14 protein-coding genes are annotated in these 15,036 nt (G+C 44.5%); 8 read left to right on the top strand and 6 right to left on the bottom strand.

Annotated features, from left to right (window positions below; all coding sequences use genetic code 11):
• Positions 1-21: 21 nt before the first annotated feature.
• The gene (gene rsgA, locus ACDQ55_RS02210; protein WP_420979412.1) at positions 22-957 is read left to right on the top strand and encodes a ribosome small subunit-dependent GTPase A; all 936 of its coding nucleotides are present in this window, start codon (positions 22-24) and stop codon (positions 955-957) included.
• A 95-nt stretch (positions 958-1,052) separates the two neighbouring features.
• Here rsgA and ACDQ55_RS02205 read toward each other — a convergent pair whose 3' ends face one another.
• Complete coding sequence (locus ACDQ55_RS02205; protein WP_420979411.1) at positions 1,053-1,199, bottom strand: hypothetical protein; 147 nt, start codon at positions 1,197-1,199, stop codon at positions 1,053-1,055.
• A 206-nt stretch (positions 1,200-1,405) separates the two neighbouring features.
• Positions 1,406-1,942, bottom strand: coding sequence for a gamma carbonic anhydrase family protein (locus tag ACDQ55_RS02200; protein WP_420979410.1), 537 nt, complete (start codon positions 1,940-1,942; stop codon positions 1,406-1,408).
• 90 nt (positions 1,943-2,032) lie between these two features.
• On the opposite strand from ACDQ55_RS02200, the gene ACDQ55_RS02195 reads away from it, so the two are divergent.
• Entirely contained in the window at positions 2,033-3,208 is a 1,176-nt protein-coding gene (locus ACDQ55_RS02195) for an aspartate aminotransferase family protein (protein WP_420979409.1), read from the top strand.
• A 4-nt stretch (positions 3,209-3,212) separates the two neighbouring features.
• Here ACDQ55_RS02195 and ACDQ55_RS02190 read toward each other — a convergent pair whose 3' ends face one another.
• Positions 3,213-5,723 carry a DUF5686 family protein gene (locus ACDQ55_RS02190; RefSeq protein ID WP_420979408.1) on the bottom strand — a complete coding sequence of 837 codons (2,511 nt, stop codon included), beginning with the start codon at positions 5,721-5,723 and terminating at the stop codon, positions 3,213-3,215.
• Between the two features lie 134 nt (positions 5,724-5,857).
• On the opposite strand from ACDQ55_RS02190, the gene ACDQ55_RS02185 reads away from it, so the two are divergent.
• The 5 genes from ACDQ55_RS02185 to ACDQ55_RS02165 all read left to right on the top strand — a co-directional run bounded on the left by ACDQ55_RS02185 (position 5,858) and on the right by ACDQ55_RS02165 (position 8,847).
• Positions 5,858-6,496: a hypothetical protein gene (locus ACDQ55_RS02185; protein ID WP_420979407.1), complete on the top strand. Its 639-nt coding sequence runs from the start codon at positions 5,858-5,860 to the stop codon at positions 6,494-6,496.
• An 8-nt stretch (positions 6,497-6,504) separates the two neighbouring features.
• The gene (locus ACDQ55_RS02180) at positions 6,505-6,801 is read left to right on the top strand and encodes a winged helix-turn-helix domain-containing protein (protein WP_420979406.1); all 297 of its coding nucleotides are present in this window, start codon (positions 6,505-6,507) and stop codon (positions 6,799-6,801) included.
• Positions 6,802-6,854: 53 nt separating this feature from the next.
• Positions 6,855-8,180, top strand: coding sequence for a cell envelope integrity protein CreD (gene creD, locus ACDQ55_RS02175; RefSeq protein ID WP_420979405.1), 1,326 nt, complete (start codon positions 6,855-6,857; stop codon positions 8,178-8,180).
• 5 nt (positions 8,181-8,185) lie between these two features.
• The gene (locus ACDQ55_RS02170; protein ID WP_420979403.1) at positions 8,186-8,548 is read left to right on the top strand and encodes a diacylglycerol kinase family protein; all 363 of its coding nucleotides are present in this window, start codon (positions 8,186-8,188) and stop codon (positions 8,546-8,548) included.
• 65 nt (positions 8,549-8,613) lie between these two features.
• The gene (locus ACDQ55_RS02165; protein WP_420980425.1) at positions 8,614-8,847 is read left to right on the top strand and encodes a DUF1361 domain-containing protein; all 234 of its coding nucleotides are present in this window, start codon (positions 8,614-8,616) and stop codon (positions 8,845-8,847) included.
• Between the two features lie 78 nt (positions 8,848-8,925).
• On the opposite strand, the gene ACDQ55_RS02160 is transcribed toward ACDQ55_RS02165, so the two are convergent.
• Positions 8,926-12,345: a hypothetical protein gene (locus tag ACDQ55_RS02160; RefSeq protein ID WP_420979402.1), complete on the bottom strand. Its 3,420-nt coding sequence runs from the start codon at positions 12,343-12,345 to the stop codon at positions 8,926-8,928.
• 59 nt (positions 12,346-12,404) lie between these two features.
• Here ACDQ55_RS02160 and ACDQ55_RS02155 point away from each other — a divergent pair, with 59 nt between their 5' ends.
• Positions 12,405-13,043: an MBL fold metallo-hydrolase gene (locus tag ACDQ55_RS02155; RefSeq protein ID WP_420979401.1), complete on the top strand. Its 639-nt coding sequence runs from the start codon at positions 12,405-12,407 to the stop codon at positions 13,041-13,043.
• A gap of 8 nt (positions 13,044-13,051) precedes the next feature.
• On the opposite strand, the gene ACDQ55_RS02150 is transcribed toward ACDQ55_RS02155, so the two are convergent.
• Together ACDQ55_RS02150 and arfB are read right to left on the bottom strand one after the other, a co-directional pair.
• A complete protein-coding gene (locus ACDQ55_RS02150) occupies positions 13,052-14,590 on the bottom strand; it encodes a polysaccharide biosynthesis C-terminal domain-containing protein (RefSeq protein ID WP_420979400.1) in 1,539 nt (512 codons plus the stop codon).
• Positions 14,591-14,634: 44 nt separating this feature from the next.
• Positions 14,635-15,036, bottom strand: a complete 402-nt coding sequence (gene arfB / locus ACDQ55_RS02145; RefSeq protein WP_420979399.1) for an alternative ribosome rescue aminoacyl-tRNA hydrolase ArfB — start codon at positions 15,034-15,036, stop codon at positions 14,635-14,637.

Below are 15,036 nucleotides of genomic sequence, written 5' to 3'. Positions count from 1 at the left end.
TCTTCAAAATATCAAAAAGTATTGCAAGCAACAGTATATAAATCAACGGGAAGCTGGTATGTGGTGAAAACGGCCACAGGTGAAACATTCCAGGCAAGGATAAAAGGTATTTTCAAGAAAGATGAAGATATTACTTCTACGAACCCTATTGCCGTAGGTGATGTTGTGGAAATTGTGGCTGATGATAGCGACGCCAATGCAAAAAATGCCATGATAACGGAAATCGGCGCCCGCAAGAATTATATCGTACGCAGCTCTCCACACGGAAAGAACAAAAAACATATTGTTGCCGCTAACCTGGACCAGGCGGTATTGGTTTGTACCGTAAAGGAGCCTCGCACCTCGCAGGGGTTTATAGATAGGTTTCTGGTAACCGCAGCAGCGTATCATATTCCGGTAGTATTGTTGTTCAACAAGGTGGATATCTATAAGGAGAAAGAATTGGAGCGGTTTGAGGAGCTGGAAGCCCTGTATAGTAATATCGGGTACGATGTGCTATTGATATCTGCAGCCCGTAATGAAGGGATCGACGAAGTGAGGGCTTTGTTGCAGCATAAAACCACGTTGATGTCTGGGCATTCCGGTGTGGGTAAGTCTACGCTTATTAACTTGCTGATGCCTGGTTTGGACCTGAAAACCAAAGCGGTGAGCGGTTGGAGTGGAAAGGGCTTGCATACCACTACTTTTGCAGAGATGTTCGACCTGCCTTTTGGCGGTTGCCTGATAGATACTCCCGGTGTAAGGGAATTTGGTATCGTAGATATTCCCAAAGCAGAATTATCGCACTATTTCCTGGAAATGCTACCCTATATCCCTCAGTGCCAGTTTAATAACTGTTTGCATATCAATGAGCCAGGTTGTGCGGTAAAAGCAGCTGTGGAAGAAGGGGCAATTGATCCTGACAGATATGTGAGCTACGCTACTATACTGGAAACGATTGAGGAAGAGCAATATTAATACTGGCTTTTGGCAGTTTAGGCCAATTCCATCTATTTAGAGCCCTGCCGGCTTTAATGGGGGCGTATCGGGCCGCGTATATTGCGGTTTCCGGATTAGCCTTTTCCTGGCTTATTTAATTCGTCGATTACTTTTTCTGCACCCCAGTTACGTCTGGGTTGCGGGCAGCCTTTCTTTTGGGTACGGCAGGCAGTACATAACAGGCTAATGAGTAAAAAGGTGATAGCAGCAGTGCGGCGCATAAGTAATATTTTAAAATAAACGCATTTGTTTACCCGCCTTACGGTTATGCTGCTTAACCTCTTTCGTATAATAATTAGTGGACGGACATCCTGTTTTCTGCGATGAACAGCTTGTAAACAGGATGCAGCCCAATATGAGCAGGCATAAAACTATTTTCATAGGGAGGGAGTTTGCCTGCAATATAATAATAAATTTTTATAACATATTATGGTTCTTTTACCTCTTCTGCTTCCTGGTACCAGGAAGCGTACATGCCATAGTTTTTAGAAATGCGGTTGATCTCTCCTTTGATCAGGGCCATATCAATATCCTTTATTTTTTTTGCAGGAACACCGGCGTAGATAGTGCCTGGTTCTACATGTGTGCCACTTAGCACCACAGCGCCGGCGGCAATAATACTGTTGCTGCTGATGTGGGCATTGTCCATTACGATAGAACCCATGCCTATCAGTACATTATCGTCTACCTTGCAACCATGTAAAATGGCATTGTGTCCAATGGACACATTGTTACCTACAATGGTTTTGGTTTTTTGGTAAGTGCAATGAATAACGGCGCCATCCTGGATATTTACGTTATCGCCGATGTGGATACTGTTTACATCACCACGCACTACTGCGTTGAACCATACTGTACATCCTTTACCGATTACTACGTCTCCTACAATAGTGGCGTTAGGAGCTACAAAGCAATCATCAGGAATCTGAGGGGTTTTTCCTTTGAGTGGAATGATGTGGGCCATATTTATCTGTTTTAGTGCTTATATGGCAAATATAACAATTACTAATTAGCAGTTGTTTTCTAACTTCGCAAACAACAGAGCAGAAGAGATATGAACAACAGGCAACTTTTTTTGCAGCATGTGGCGCAAACTTCAGACGCCCCATTGGCATTGGAAATCGTGAAAGCATCTGGCATGTACATGTGGGATGTAAATGATAAACGTTATCTCGATCTGATCGCGGGGATTAGCGTATGTAATATAGGACATTGTCATCCGGCAGTGGTGAAGGCAATACAGGAACAGTCGCAGCAATATATGCACTTGCTGGTATATGGCGAATTTGTGCAGTCGCCACAGGTAGCATTTGCTACATTGCTTACCCAACACCTTCCTGAACAATTAAATAGCGTATACTTTACCAACTCCGGTGCAGAAGCGGTAGAAGGCGCTATGAAGCTCGCCAAGCGATATACTGGTAGAACAGAGATCGCCGCATTTAACCGCAGCTATCATGGATCTACGCAAGGCGCATTGAGCATCCTGGGAGATGAATATTGGCGCAATGCTTACCGGCCTTTACTGCCAGGCATACAACACCTGGAGTACAATAATTTTGATTCGCTGGAGCTGATTACCCGTAAAACGGCAGCCGTAATAGCCGAAAGCGTACAGGGAGAAGGTGGGGTGATAGTGCCACAACGGGAATGGTTACACGCTTTACGTGAAAAATGCACTGCTACCGGTACCTTGCTCATACTTGATGAAATTCAGTGCGGCTTTGGCCGGAATGGTTCGCTGTGGGCGTTTGAGCAATTTGGGATTACACCGGATATATTGCTATTGGGCAAGGCTCTGGGAGGAGGGATGCCCCTTGGAGCGTTTATTGCTTCACGTGAAGTAATGTGGACGCTCACGAATAACCCTGTATTAGGGCATATCACTACTTTTGGCGGCCATCCGGTAAGTTGTGCGGCAGGACTTGCGGCTTTTAAGGTTTTGTTGGATCAGGATCTGGTAAAAGATGTGAAAGCAAAAGAGCAGCTTTTCCTGCAGCAACTGCAACATCCGGCCATTAAATCGGTTCGTTCCCTTGGGCTGATGATCGCCGTAGAGTTTGAGAATTTTGCCATCAATAAAAAGGTGATCGACCGTTGTATTGAACGTGGTGTGCTCACCGACTGGTTCCTTTTTGCTGCCGAATGCATGCGGATTGCACCTCCATTGGTGATTACACCGGAGGAAATTAAATGGGCTTGTGAGGTGATAGTAGCATCTAGCTACTAGTGCTTTAAAATTGTAGCTTGAAGCTGCCGAATATGCCAAAACGCTTATTTGCCGGCTCTCCGGGAGTAACGTCGGGAGTTACCCGCCAGATAAAATCTACGCGCAGGAACTTGAAGATATTTTCGATACCAGTACCCAGCTCCAGGTAGGGATTACCTTGCAAGGTTTTGAAGGGATAACCGTTATTCAGGTTGAGCGCTTTATTGCTTTCAGACAAAGAACCTATTACTCCTTTGGCTGTCCAGAACTGGCGCCATTTCAGCTTTTTGATCAGGGGGATATAACCGAATATACCATTACCAATGGTATGTTCTACGTTGAAGCCTATGTATTGGTCGCTGATGAACTCGAAACGGTTCATCATGTTAAACGCATATTTGTTATAATAATAGATCTCGTTGCCGGGATGTACTTCCAGTGAAGTATAAGGTAGGGTGCCAAAAATTTTGCCACCAAAAACGTTATAGTAGAAGGAACCGAAAGGAGGTACCTTAACGTAGTCGGATACGCTGAGGGATACCTTTTTATATTGCTGCCCGCTGTTGATGATGCCTGGAATACCTATTGCCATTTTCAGTTCTGTGATTGGGTATTTACTACCCAGGCTAACGCGGTAGTAATTGCCTTCCAGAAATTGTTCTTGAAATGCATAGCGTAGTTTCAGCTCCACTTCCATGCTGGTAAGCGGGTCGCGGTTGTCCACATCTTTTGGATAATATGCTACCGTAGGTAAAGGTGCATAGGGCCTATCCTCTTTATATGCAATAGATAGCTGATGGGAGAATCCGCTATAATATTCTTTGAAAAATTCCAATCGCTTTTCATCTACCATGAGAAACTTTTGCGGTACGCCTTTTTTACGGATAGCAAGGGTAAAAATGTTATCGGTTCCTACTTCATCGTAGTAATGGGTGCCATTGTCGAGGTCCTTTGTAAAAGAGCCATAAAGGTACATGCGGGGATGTCGTTTCAGGAGCCATAAAGCAGACATCTTCCCCTTGTACACATGATCGCCAAAACCATATGCCAGGTAGCCATACAGGTACAGGTTTTTATTGAATTGCGGCGTAGTGCCTAGGTCTAACCGTAGCCGGAAGCCCTCCAGCCTGTTTTGGGAAAACAGGTAGTAGTAAGGTCCCCATTCGATGGGACCAATAGGTTTATAGCCAGTGGCCAGAAAGCGGATGGTATTGGAATAGGTTTTGAAGAGCGGCATTTTTTGGAGGGTATCCACCATTTTGTAGATGCCTTCTTCATTTTTGCTGAGATCTTCTGGGCGGTTATCGGTCCAGAAAGCTTCTTTCCGCCTGCGGGCGCTGTCGAGCACCACTATATTTTCGGGGTATCTTTTGTCGCCGAAGATGTTGGTAGCGGCAGTATCGTTGATGATTACATCGTTGTAAGTAGTAGTTTTCCTGCCAATGAAATCCAGGGTTTTGCCCGGCTTGGGACTGGGTGCCCAGAAATCAGCTATAAATTTATCCTTATAGATGAACCAGGTGCTGTCTGGTAATTGGCGGAATTCCTGTATCAGGCTTATTTTGCGTACAAAATTGATATTGGCGTCTTTAGGTACAGACAGGGTGGTTTTTTGAACGGCATAGGTGGTATCGTGTACCCAGAGGTCGCCCACAAAGGTGTTTTCTCCTTTACGTTTAGGCGTAAAGTTTAGTTTTATAAACCTTTGTCCATTGATATACTGTGTGTCTGCAATGGAATAGTCGTAATAAAAAGCCCCGTTATGATGGATGGGGCTTACAAATTGTTTGTCGAATACCGGGATGAAGTTATCGTAGATATTCACATTTTGATACATGCCGCCCAGGAATTTTGTTACGCTTTCATTGTCGATGCCAGAAGTACGGGCCGCCTTAATAATTTCTTTGGTTTTACGGGGGCTCGACTGAAAATAATAATCCGACAAGGATTCTGTGAGGAAGATGGGCAGAAAGGGTTTGTCTTCAGAGGTACTGTCTATATTGTCCAGGATAAAGGCAAAAGGTTTGGTGAACCGGTTTTTGCCCAGTTTCTCTTTATTGAGATTCATCATATCCAGTTCCAGCTTATTATATACCTCGTATTTATAATTGTCCAGACGGTTATAATTGTTCTCTGGCTTATGTTTAATGATTTGTTTGAGGAGAATGAGTGCGAAGTTTACATTGGCTTTTATCTCATATATTTTAAGGGAAACATCCGACCGGGTTACTTCAAAATTGATCGTTTGTTCCTTTAACATCCTATTAACAGGCATTTTCAGGATATTATACCCCATTACCCGCACCAGGAGGGAATCTGATGGGATGACGTTTAGTTCGAACAGGTACTTACCATCTGCATTGCTGACCATACCTGTTTGGGTATGTACAAACTGAAGAGTGGCGAAAGGGATGATTTCCTGTGAGTGGGCATCTCTGACCACCCCACCGACTTTATATTGCTGTTGTGCCATCAATCCCGAACACCATACACTTACGCCGATGATTATTGCTAATATTCTTTTCCAGCCAATCATAATCTGAGAACAATATTATATTATTTATCGCTATTCTGGGAAGATGATATCCTCAAGGTAAGGTAGTTATAAGAAGAAATTATATTTTGATATTTAAATTTTTCTGATAACTTTGTACTGCAAAGTACTTTTTTATGATAGACCAGCAACATTTGCAAGCACTAACAGACATTAAGCGGCTCATGGAGCGGAGTAGTCGTTTTATTTCCCTAAGTGGGTTAAGTGGCATATTTGCCGGCATGAGTGGGTTGGGAGGTGCATTGATAGCGCATAACTGGCTCACGGAATATTATGACAGATGGAATGTTAGCGGGGTATATAGCCATACGGATTTCATCACATTAAAATACCGCCTGATTTTGTTGGGGTGTTGTGTAATGACAGCGGCGCTAATAGGCGGTTCTTTTTTCACCTGGAGGAAGGCACGGAAAAACAACTTGCCTATCTGGGGCCTGACAGCCCGCAAGGTGTTAATTAACATTGCTATTCCATTAGGAGCAGGAGGCGCCTTCATCGCGGGGTTGCTGTACAACCATCTGGAATCACTGGTGGCCCCCACCTGCCTAGTATTTTATGGTTTGTCGCTGATCAATGCCAGTAAATATACGCTCAATGACGTGCGGTACCTGGGCATTTGTGAAACCGTTCTGGGAATAGTTAATCTTTTCTATTTGCGTAAAGGCCTTTATTTTTGGGGCATAGGATTTGGCGTGCTACATATCGTTTATGGTGTGCTGATGTGGTGGAAGTATGAAAGGAAAAGCGCTATTTAATCAATAACATGAACCCGATAGGTAACTTAAATAAGATATTTGAAAGCCGGATACGCCTCGGTGTGATGAGTGTATTGATGGTTAATGAGGAAGTGAACTTCAATGACCTGAAACAGATGCTGGAAGTAACAGATGGTAACCTGGCCTCACATCTCAGTACCCTGGAGGAAAACGGCTATCTCAAAGTGCATAAAGGTTTTATTGGCCGTAAAACCAATACTACCTATGCGATCACAGCCGCCGGGGAAAAGGCATTTAAAGGGCATCTCGCCGCCCTGGAACACATGATCAAGTTTACGAAGTAATTTTTTTTGTCTTTTAACTTTGTATTGCAAAGTGCTTTTTAAAATAAAAAAATATGGAACCTATTACACATGAGCCCCGTTCTTTCTTTGATCGATACGCGTACGCGATTAAAGGAGCGCTGATTATTATACTGACTTTAGTTTTGCTGATCCCCACCAACCTGATACAAAACCTGATATGGGAACGTCGCGACAGGCAGGAAGGGGCTATCAAAGACATTGGTAACCGTTGGGGAAATGAACAAAATATTACAGGTCCGGTGCTGGCCATTCCTTGCAAAGCTCCTACAGGAGAACTAACCTATGCTTATCTTTTGCCGGAGCAGTTGAAGGTGAACGGTGAATTGTTGCCGGAAAAACTGCACCAGGGTATTTTTAATGTGGCTGTGTATAACGCCAGGCTGCAGCTGAGCGGCACTTTTAATGGTGATGCCATTGCGTTGCTGAATCTCCCTCCTTCCGCCTTAGATTGGGAACATGCGTCGCTGCTGATAGGCCTCAGCGATTTGCACGGCATCAACAACCAGGTACAAATGACCTGGAACGGCAAAAATTACCTGTTCAACCCGGGGGTAGTGAGCACCGACCTGTTTAATAATGGTGTCCAGGTTCCTGTAGTCCTTTACCCGGGAGATACAGGCGCTTTACGGGGGAATTTTTCTTTGGAACTTAATGTCAGAGGATCGGGCCGGATCAGCTTCTCCCCCATTGGTAAAACCACCCAGGTGAGCATTCATTCCAGTTGGAAAGATCCGGCTTTCGATGAGGCCTTTCCTCCCCAAAATCGCAAGGTAGATAGCAAAGGCTTTACTGCAGGCTGGCAGGTGCAGCACCTGAACAGAAGTTTCCCCCAAAGTTGGATCGGTAAAAAATTTAATATCCATACAGCAGACTTTGGCATCAAATTGTTAATACCTATGGAAAGTTACCAGATGACCCTGCGTGCTGTGAAATATGCTTTACTGATCATCGGGCTTACCTTTTTTATTTTTTATTTTATCGAGTTATCCCAACGCCGTGCCTTTCATCCATTGCAGTATATGCTGATCGGTTTAGCCCTTTGTATCTTTTATATTCTGCTTATCTCTGTTTCAGAACAAATTAACTTTATGATGGCTTATATCATTGCTAGTATTCTTACCATCGGGCTTATTACAGTTTATACCGCAACGGCTTTTAAAAGCGCCCGTATTGCTGCAGGCATAGGAGGAGCCCTTACCTTGCTCTACGGATTTATTTATGTGATCATCAGTGCGGAAGATCAGGCCTTGTTGATGGGAAGCCTGGGGCTCTTTATTATCCTGGCGGTGGTCATGTATCTCAGCACAATTATTAAATGGGAGCATACGTCTAAAAACAAAACTATTCATCAATCATAAAAATTATGCGAAACGTTTATATCCGCAACCGGTTGGCCAGCTTTGGATATGCTTTTAATGGAATTGCCGCTTTTCTGCGCAGCGAACCCCATGCAAGGGTACATGCCGTTGCTACTGTGGTAGTAATAGCTGCCGGTTGCTGGTATAAGTTGGCAACGCCGGAATGGATATGGGTGATATTTGCCATAGCACTGGTATGGATCACAGAAATGCTGAATACCGTTATTGAGAAAATAATGGATCATCTCTCGCCTGGGCTGCATCCTAAAGTAAAGTTTATTAAAGATGTGGCGGCGGGAGCCGTGTTGATAGCCGCTATAGCAGCCGCTATTGTTGGGGCTGTTGTATTTATTCCCTATATATTTTAATCATCATCATATGCACTTGAAAAGATCGCTTTGGTTATTGCGGCACCGGGTTAGCCGTTCCCGGCATTTGTATAGCTTGTATGCTGCTGTGCGGCATGGGGGTGTATATTGGCCGGTATTTGCGGTATAACAGCTGGGACATTATAAAAGATCCGTTAACGCTGTTGGTGGATGTAAAGAATATTTTCTTGCATCCGTGGGACAACCGCCATGCCTGGGCGTTTACCATATGCATGGGTGTGTTTCTTAGCTTGATGTATCCGATGGTAAAGACCTACAAGAAGCTTTCAGAGAATTAGTAAGATAGTTTTTTCCTTATAACAACATGGCCTGGTTAGTAACTAACCAGGCCATGTTGTTTATCAATAAGAGGATGATTAGAAATCTACTCCCATACCGAAATACCAGATCGGGTTTCCTCTGAAGAAGGCGATAGCAGGCCATCCTGCATCTACGCGGAGGAAGTAACCGGCAATTGTAGTGCGGGCGCCGAAGCCATAACCGCCTACAAACGGCCCAAGGAAACCTTCTTTTATACGGGTGCTTACACCGCTTACATCTGTATAGGTGGTGTAATTGGCATCCTTAAAGTTCAGGCTCTTGTTCCAGGCGGTACCTATATCTATAAAGGAGGTTACCTGGAAGTTGCGCAGGAACGCAGAGTTGATCGGTTTATCAATGAAGGTGGCGAACACCGGTAAGCGAAGTTCTGTATTCAGCACCATGGCATTGTTACCATTGCGGGCATTTTGTTTATAGCCACGCAGGTTTTCGGTTAAGGTCTGGAAAGCATAGTTTTCTTTCAGGTTAATCGGGTTATTGAGATTAATCTGCGGATTTAACCAGTTATCTACTCCACCCAGGTAATATAGCAGTTTACGGGTGCCCCACGACATATCCATGGCGAAACGGGTGGCCCAGATAAAGTTGCGGTATATTTTCTCGTAGTGGCGGATGTCTACCCCCATGTTGTAAGTAAACCGGCCGCTGGCCGCAGCACTGGATTGCGGATTAAACAACTCATTCAGGCCACCATTGGTGAGCTGGGAATTGAGTTCTCCATAGATCTTATAACGGGTGCCATTCCAGATATTGATAGCTGGATTAATGGTATTGTCGTATACATATTCCAGGCGGCCGAGAGCGTATGTTTCCTTGAAATCAGACATGGCCAGCACTTCTTTATTTACGGCCTGGATTACCAACCTGTCTGTCCGGATACCGGCAGATAAGCGGATGCTCCTTACCTGGTCAAATGGATACTTGATTTCTCCCTGGTAAATGTTGGTGATCAATTTGGTAGGTACAAAGGCAGAGTCATAACCATTTCTGTCTGGAATCGGGAAGCCACTGCTCTTATCTACCTTGCGGTAATAAGTGAATTTATAGTCGAACCGTTTCTTCAGGTAGTTAGCTGTGAAGAAGTATTCAGATCCTTGCAAGGAAGACGGGATACGGAAGCCTCCGTTAAATTTCAAGTCTTCAAATAGATCGCTCACGCCTATACGTATTAAGCCGTTTACCGGGTCAGTAAGGCGGATAGGGCCGCTTGGCGGACCTGTGAATGGTTGATACTTGTTAATCAACACGGAGTTGTCTAATTGCAGGATCAAGTAGTCGGAGGCAAATTTAAATCTATAAGGTATCAGCCTCGATTTTTTCAGGATCTGTTCATCTTCTTTCCGCTTCTCAAATAGCGCAGGTTCTTTGGTGGCGCTGGCAGTTACCGCTCTGCTGCTGGTATCGGCCGGCTCATTGCCAAATTCGTTCTGGAAGAAATTAGTATGCGTGGTAGTATCTTTTACCACCGGCGCCAGGTAAGTAGGTAAACCTAAACGCAGGCTGTCTGCATGCATCTGGGCTCTTCTGAAATTAGTAGGGCGGGCGTTAATATTCCTTTTCTTTAACGCTACTGTATCTACTTTTAATTTCATAAGACGTTTTATATCAGCATATTGTACTACCTCTGATACTTCTCCTTTTTCTCCGGAAATCCTTGTTTCCTGTATACCGTAAGGGTAATTGGAAATAGGGAAGGAATAGGTAGAATCTTTCGTGAGCATTACTGCTTCCACAGAATCCGGGGCATTAGTACCGTAAGCTGCCAAAGCAGAATCCAGTTCTTCCGGATCAGGATTATGGAGGATCTCTGAGCCAATGTAGTATAGCGAGTCTATGCCGTCGGCCTGTGATTTGAAGAAGCCGGCATAACGGTTACGGATACCGTTAGCGTCAGAAACGAAGGTAAAATGTGTGGTATTATACTGCATGGGCAGTCTGGCGTTACCGTACGACAGGTCAGTTAGTTGAGTGATCTGTTTTTCGGAGCTCTTGTTCCAGTTATCGACCATGAAGATGTTGTACGGCGTTTTCAGCAGTGAGGTATCGCTTCCTCTTCCTTTAGGCGAAGGCCTGTTGGAGGCGTAAATGATACCACTTTTGCCAGGAAAGGCAGCAAATGAAGGGTCGAGGTCGTCATATACGTCGTTGGTGATCTGGTCTGTTTTGGAGTTGCTGATGTTGTAAGTAAAAATATCAGTATGCCCATTTTTAACAGCAGACAGTAACAGTGTATTTTCCTGTACCGGCATGTATTTGAAGTCGATTACCCGGTCGAACTGCGGCAGTTCCTGGCGTATAGTCGTCCGGGTAACCAGGTCGTAGATCATCAGTTTTGTTTTGCCTTCATGTTCATAAATAAGCGCCAGGCGGTTACCCTTGGTATTCCATGCCATTTGCGGGTAGTTAGGATCTACGGAGTTAGCCAGTTGCATTACACCACTGTGCAACAACACTTTAGGCTTGTTCCATCCCAGTTGTATTTGTACCCGGTATACGCCTTTTTTAAATTCTACTACTGCGTAAGAATTGTTTTTAGGATTGGCGTTAAAACGGTAGAAATCTGATTTCTGGTTTACTTCCTGGGCTACAATAGTGCGGCCTTTGGCAGATGTTTTTCTGCGGCGGTTATCTTCCTGGAACCTTTTCTGGTAAAACACGAAGAAGTCCTGGGTCGCTTTTTTCGGGGTTTGGTTCAGCACTTGTTCAAATCCCTTTTTCAGGCCGCGGTTAATACGGGTAATATACATCAGGTAAGGCACTGCGTCTTTACCGTATTTGCTTTCCACGTAATACCAGAAGGCATTGCCAGCCAGGAGGCTATGATCGTAAGCCAGTTGGTTGAAGTTTTTGTACTTGCCAGACATGAGGATCAGTTTCAGTTCCTCATCTTGTGTAGCGGTCCAGTTTTCGGCTGCATAGGCGATAAAGCCGTCTGTAAACCATTTGGGGAAGTCGATCAGGGCGGCATTACCGGCAAATTCGCCGATGTCTTCACCGAAAAGCAGGGTTTCCAGCATGATACGGGCAATACCCTGGCGTATCAGGCGGCGAAGGTTTTCATGGTTGCCATCAAAATAAACGATCATTTTGTTGCCTACCAGTTTGGTGACGCCTCCCGTATTTTGCCAATCCACGCCGATACCAATATTGGATTGCTTCATTTCCCCGAAAGAGTTATATACCACAATATTAATACGCTGACGGGGGTTGGTTTCCATGAATTGCTCCAACTGAGGTAGCTCCTTTTCAGCGATCTGGGCTACATACTTTCCAAGTTCCAGGCCATTCTGGCTGAAGTAGGTGTTGAAGTGGCGGCTTTGATAATATCTCCACTTAAAATTCTTATACTGTACACGATTTTGGCCGAATTCCACTGTATTAGTCTGAGCTTGCGATTCTATCGTTCCAAGTAATAGGGCACCGTAGAAGAATAACCTGGTAATAAATCTGTTCATACAGAAAGTATTGATAATATTGTGATCTTTTAAAATTAGATTAAAAAAATCGGGTTACAATGATTGAAATAAAACAATTCACTTTTGGTCCACTACAAGAAAACACCTTCCTGCTTATTAACGGAAAAAAGGAATGTATAATTATAGACCCAGGATGTTATTTTCAGGACGAAAGAAAAGAATTATTACAATATATACAAACGCATGAGTTAAATGTTATAAGATTATTGAATACGCACTGTCACTTTGATCATATCTTCGGTAATAAGCTGGTATTGGATACTTACCACGTACGCCCGGAGTTTCATGAGCTGGAACAACCGGTACTGGATCGTTCTCAACAGGCGGCAGCGATGTATAACATTCCTTTTGAACCCTCTCCCAATGCAGGCCGCTATCTGATGGATGGAGAAAAAATTTTATTTGGCACAGATGAACTAACGGTGTTGCTTACCCCAGGACATTCTCCAGGAAGTGTGGCTTTTTATTGTGCCGGGCAACAGTTCGTGATTGGCGGCGATACCTTGTTTTACCAGAGCATTGGCCGTACAGACCTGCCCGGTGGTAACCACGCTACCCTATTGCAGAGCATCCGGGAAAAGCTGTTTGTACTGCCAGACGAGGTAAGGGTATTACCCGGACATGGGCCGGCTACCAGCATTGGCTTCGAAAAAAGGACCAATCCTTTTCTGCAATAAGCCTTCTCTTACGACCGGATAAACCGTCCGATGAATGGCAGTCGGGCAAATTCCTTTTTTTCCATCTGGAAGATAAACCAGGCATAGGCTACAAATAACGCAGTAGCTACTGCGAGTGGAAGTGGTTTGAACGCGTAGATGTCTTTAGGTGATAGAAATCTGACATTGAGCCAGTTGAACAAATAATAGGTAATAACAGCCAGGCCTATATAGGTTACCAGTTTAGGCAGATGGTACGGGATAGGGTAGTACTTCTGTCCCAGGATATAGCAGATGGCCATTTGTATGAAATAGCATACCATAGTAGCCAGCGCGGCTCCATAGTATCCCATTACAGGTATCCACCAGTAATTGAGCAGGAAGGCCAGCAGTGCGGTAATAATGGTGATAATGGCACCGGTTTTGGTGCGGTCGGTAAGCTTAAACCAGATCGTTAGGTTGTAATAGATGCCCAGGAACATGTTGGCCAGCAATAGCACGGGTACGATACGCATGCCCTGGTAATAGAAAGGCACCCGCAGAAAAGCTTTCCAGATGTTGAGGTACAGGCTTACAAACAGGAACATGAAGCAGAGCAGGATCACAAATAATTTCATGATACGGGCGTATATTTTCCCAGGGTCGGCACTTTCGGCCTGTTTGAAGAAAAAGGGCTCTGCTCCTAACCGGAATGCCTGTATGAACATGGTGATCAGGATGGCCAGTTTGTAATTGGCGCTATAGAGGGCAATGATTTCTTTTTTGGCTTCCATGTTATTGCCAGGCAGGAACTGCGGTAGAAACCAGGCCCGGTCAAACGTTTCATTTACCATACCGGCCATGCCTACGATAATGAGGGGCAGTGCGTAATGCATCATCTGCTTCCAGAGAAGGGCGTCGAACTTCCATTCTATTTTACGGATTTGCGGCAGGAATAAGACCAATGTGATGGCGCTGCCCAGCATGTTGCTCAGGTAAATATACCCGGTTTGTCCGCTACCGGCTTGCGCATTGGGCAGCCAGTGGTGACCGGAGGCGTATAACTTTGGACAGATCACCAGGAAAAATATATTAAAAAAGATAGTGGTAACGATACCTGCTATACGAATAGCGGCATACTTTACCGGCCGGCCTTCCATCCGCAATTGGGCAAAGGGAATGGCGGAGAGGGCATCGAAGGCCATCAATAGAATAATATAAGTATAATATGATGGGTGTCCCGTTAATCCGGCCAGGTCTCCAGCATAGGAATTAATAACGGGCGTCCGCAAAAACAGCAGTAATACCGTGATAATAAGGGTAGATAGTAACAGGGAAATAGTAGAGGTGCCCAGTATATGCGATTCATTTTCCTTTTTGGCAAAGCGAAAAAACGCTGTTTCCATCCCATAGGTGAGCACAATATTGGCAAACGGAATATAGGCGTATACGTTGGACATTTCCCCGAAAGAGGCCCGGGTTAATATCGTCAGATAGAAAGGGGTAAGGAAATAATTGAGCAGTTTGCTCATTATATTACTCAAACCATAATACACCGTTTGTCCTGCCAGTTTTTTGATACTACTCAATTCCTAAAAAATTTTACTGCAAAATACGAATTACAGGTTACCAATTATTCATAATCTCCCCTTCTGCGCTGTTGCTTTTTGTCCGACAAACGTTTTTTAGACTCCATCCTTCTTTCCCGGACAGCTTTAGATGGCCTGGTGGGCACTCTCTTTTTACGGGGGATTAAAGATTTGGTAATCAATTCATTCATGCGGGCTACCACCATTTGTTTGTTCCCTAATTGAGTGCGCTCCGTTTGCGATTTCACCAGCAACATTCCATCCGCATTGATGCGGTTGGCCAGCTTTTCGGTGAGCACCATTTTTTGTTCGGGGGTGAGCAGGGAGGATGTCATGATATGGAAATAGCCTTCTACCATGGTTTCTACCTTATTCACATTTTGCCCGCCACTACCGCCGCTGCGGGCCGTACGGAAAGTAATTTCAGGGGTTATATCAATATTCAT

The organism is Chitinophaga sp. 30R24, assembly GCF_049056765.1.
Classification (GTDB): domain Bacteria; phylum Bacteroidota; class Bacteroidia; order Chitinophagales; family Chitinophagaceae; genus Chitinophaga.
Note: the sequence above shows the minus strand (reverse complement) of the source record. Positions and strands in the feature narration are given on the sequence as shown.

Bases quoted from the DNA above. Each gene is read 5' to 3' on its own strand.
- ACDQ55_RS02205 (WP_420979411.1), bottom strand. From the start codon at position 1,199: ATGCGCCGCACTGCTGCTATCACCTTTTTACTCATTAGCCTGTTATGT.
- ACDQ55_RS02200 (WP_420979410.1), bottom strand. From the start codon at position 1,942: ATGGCCCACATCATTCCACTCAAAGGAAAAACCCCTCAGATTCCTGAT.
- ACDQ55_RS02195 (WP_420979409.1), top strand. From the start codon at position 2,033: ATGAACAACAGGCAACTTTTTTTGCAGCATGTGGCGCAAACTTCAGAC.
- ACDQ55_RS02190 (WP_420979408.1), bottom strand. From the start codon at position 5,723: ATGATTGGCTGGAAAAGAATATTAGCAATAATCATCGGCGTAAGTGTA.
- ACDQ55_RS02185 (WP_420979407.1), top strand. From the start codon at position 5,858: ATGATAGACCAGCAACATTTGCAAGCACTAACAGACATTAAGCGGCTC.
- ACDQ55_RS02180 (WP_420979406.1), top strand. From the start codon at position 6,505: ATGAACCCGATAGGTAACTTAAATAAGATATTTGAAAGCCGGATACGC.
- creD (WP_420979405.1), top strand. From the start codon at position 6,855: ATGGAACCTATTACACATGAGCCCCGTTCTTTCTTTGATCGATACGCG.
- ACDQ55_RS02170 (WP_420979403.1), top strand. From the start codon at position 8,186: ATGCGAAACGTTTATATCCGCAACCGGTTGGCCAGCTTTGGATATGCT.
- ACDQ55_RS02160 (WP_420979402.1), bottom strand. From the start codon at position 12,345: ATGAACAGATTTATTACCAGGTTATTCTTCTACGGTGCCCTATTACTT.
- ACDQ55_RS02155 (WP_420979401.1), top strand. From the start codon at position 12,405: ATGATTGAAATAAAACAATTCACTTTTGGTCCACTACAAGAAAACACC.
- arfB (WP_420979399.1), bottom strand. From the start codon at position 15,036: ATGAATATTGATATAACCCCTGAAATTACTTTCCGTACGGCCCGCAGC.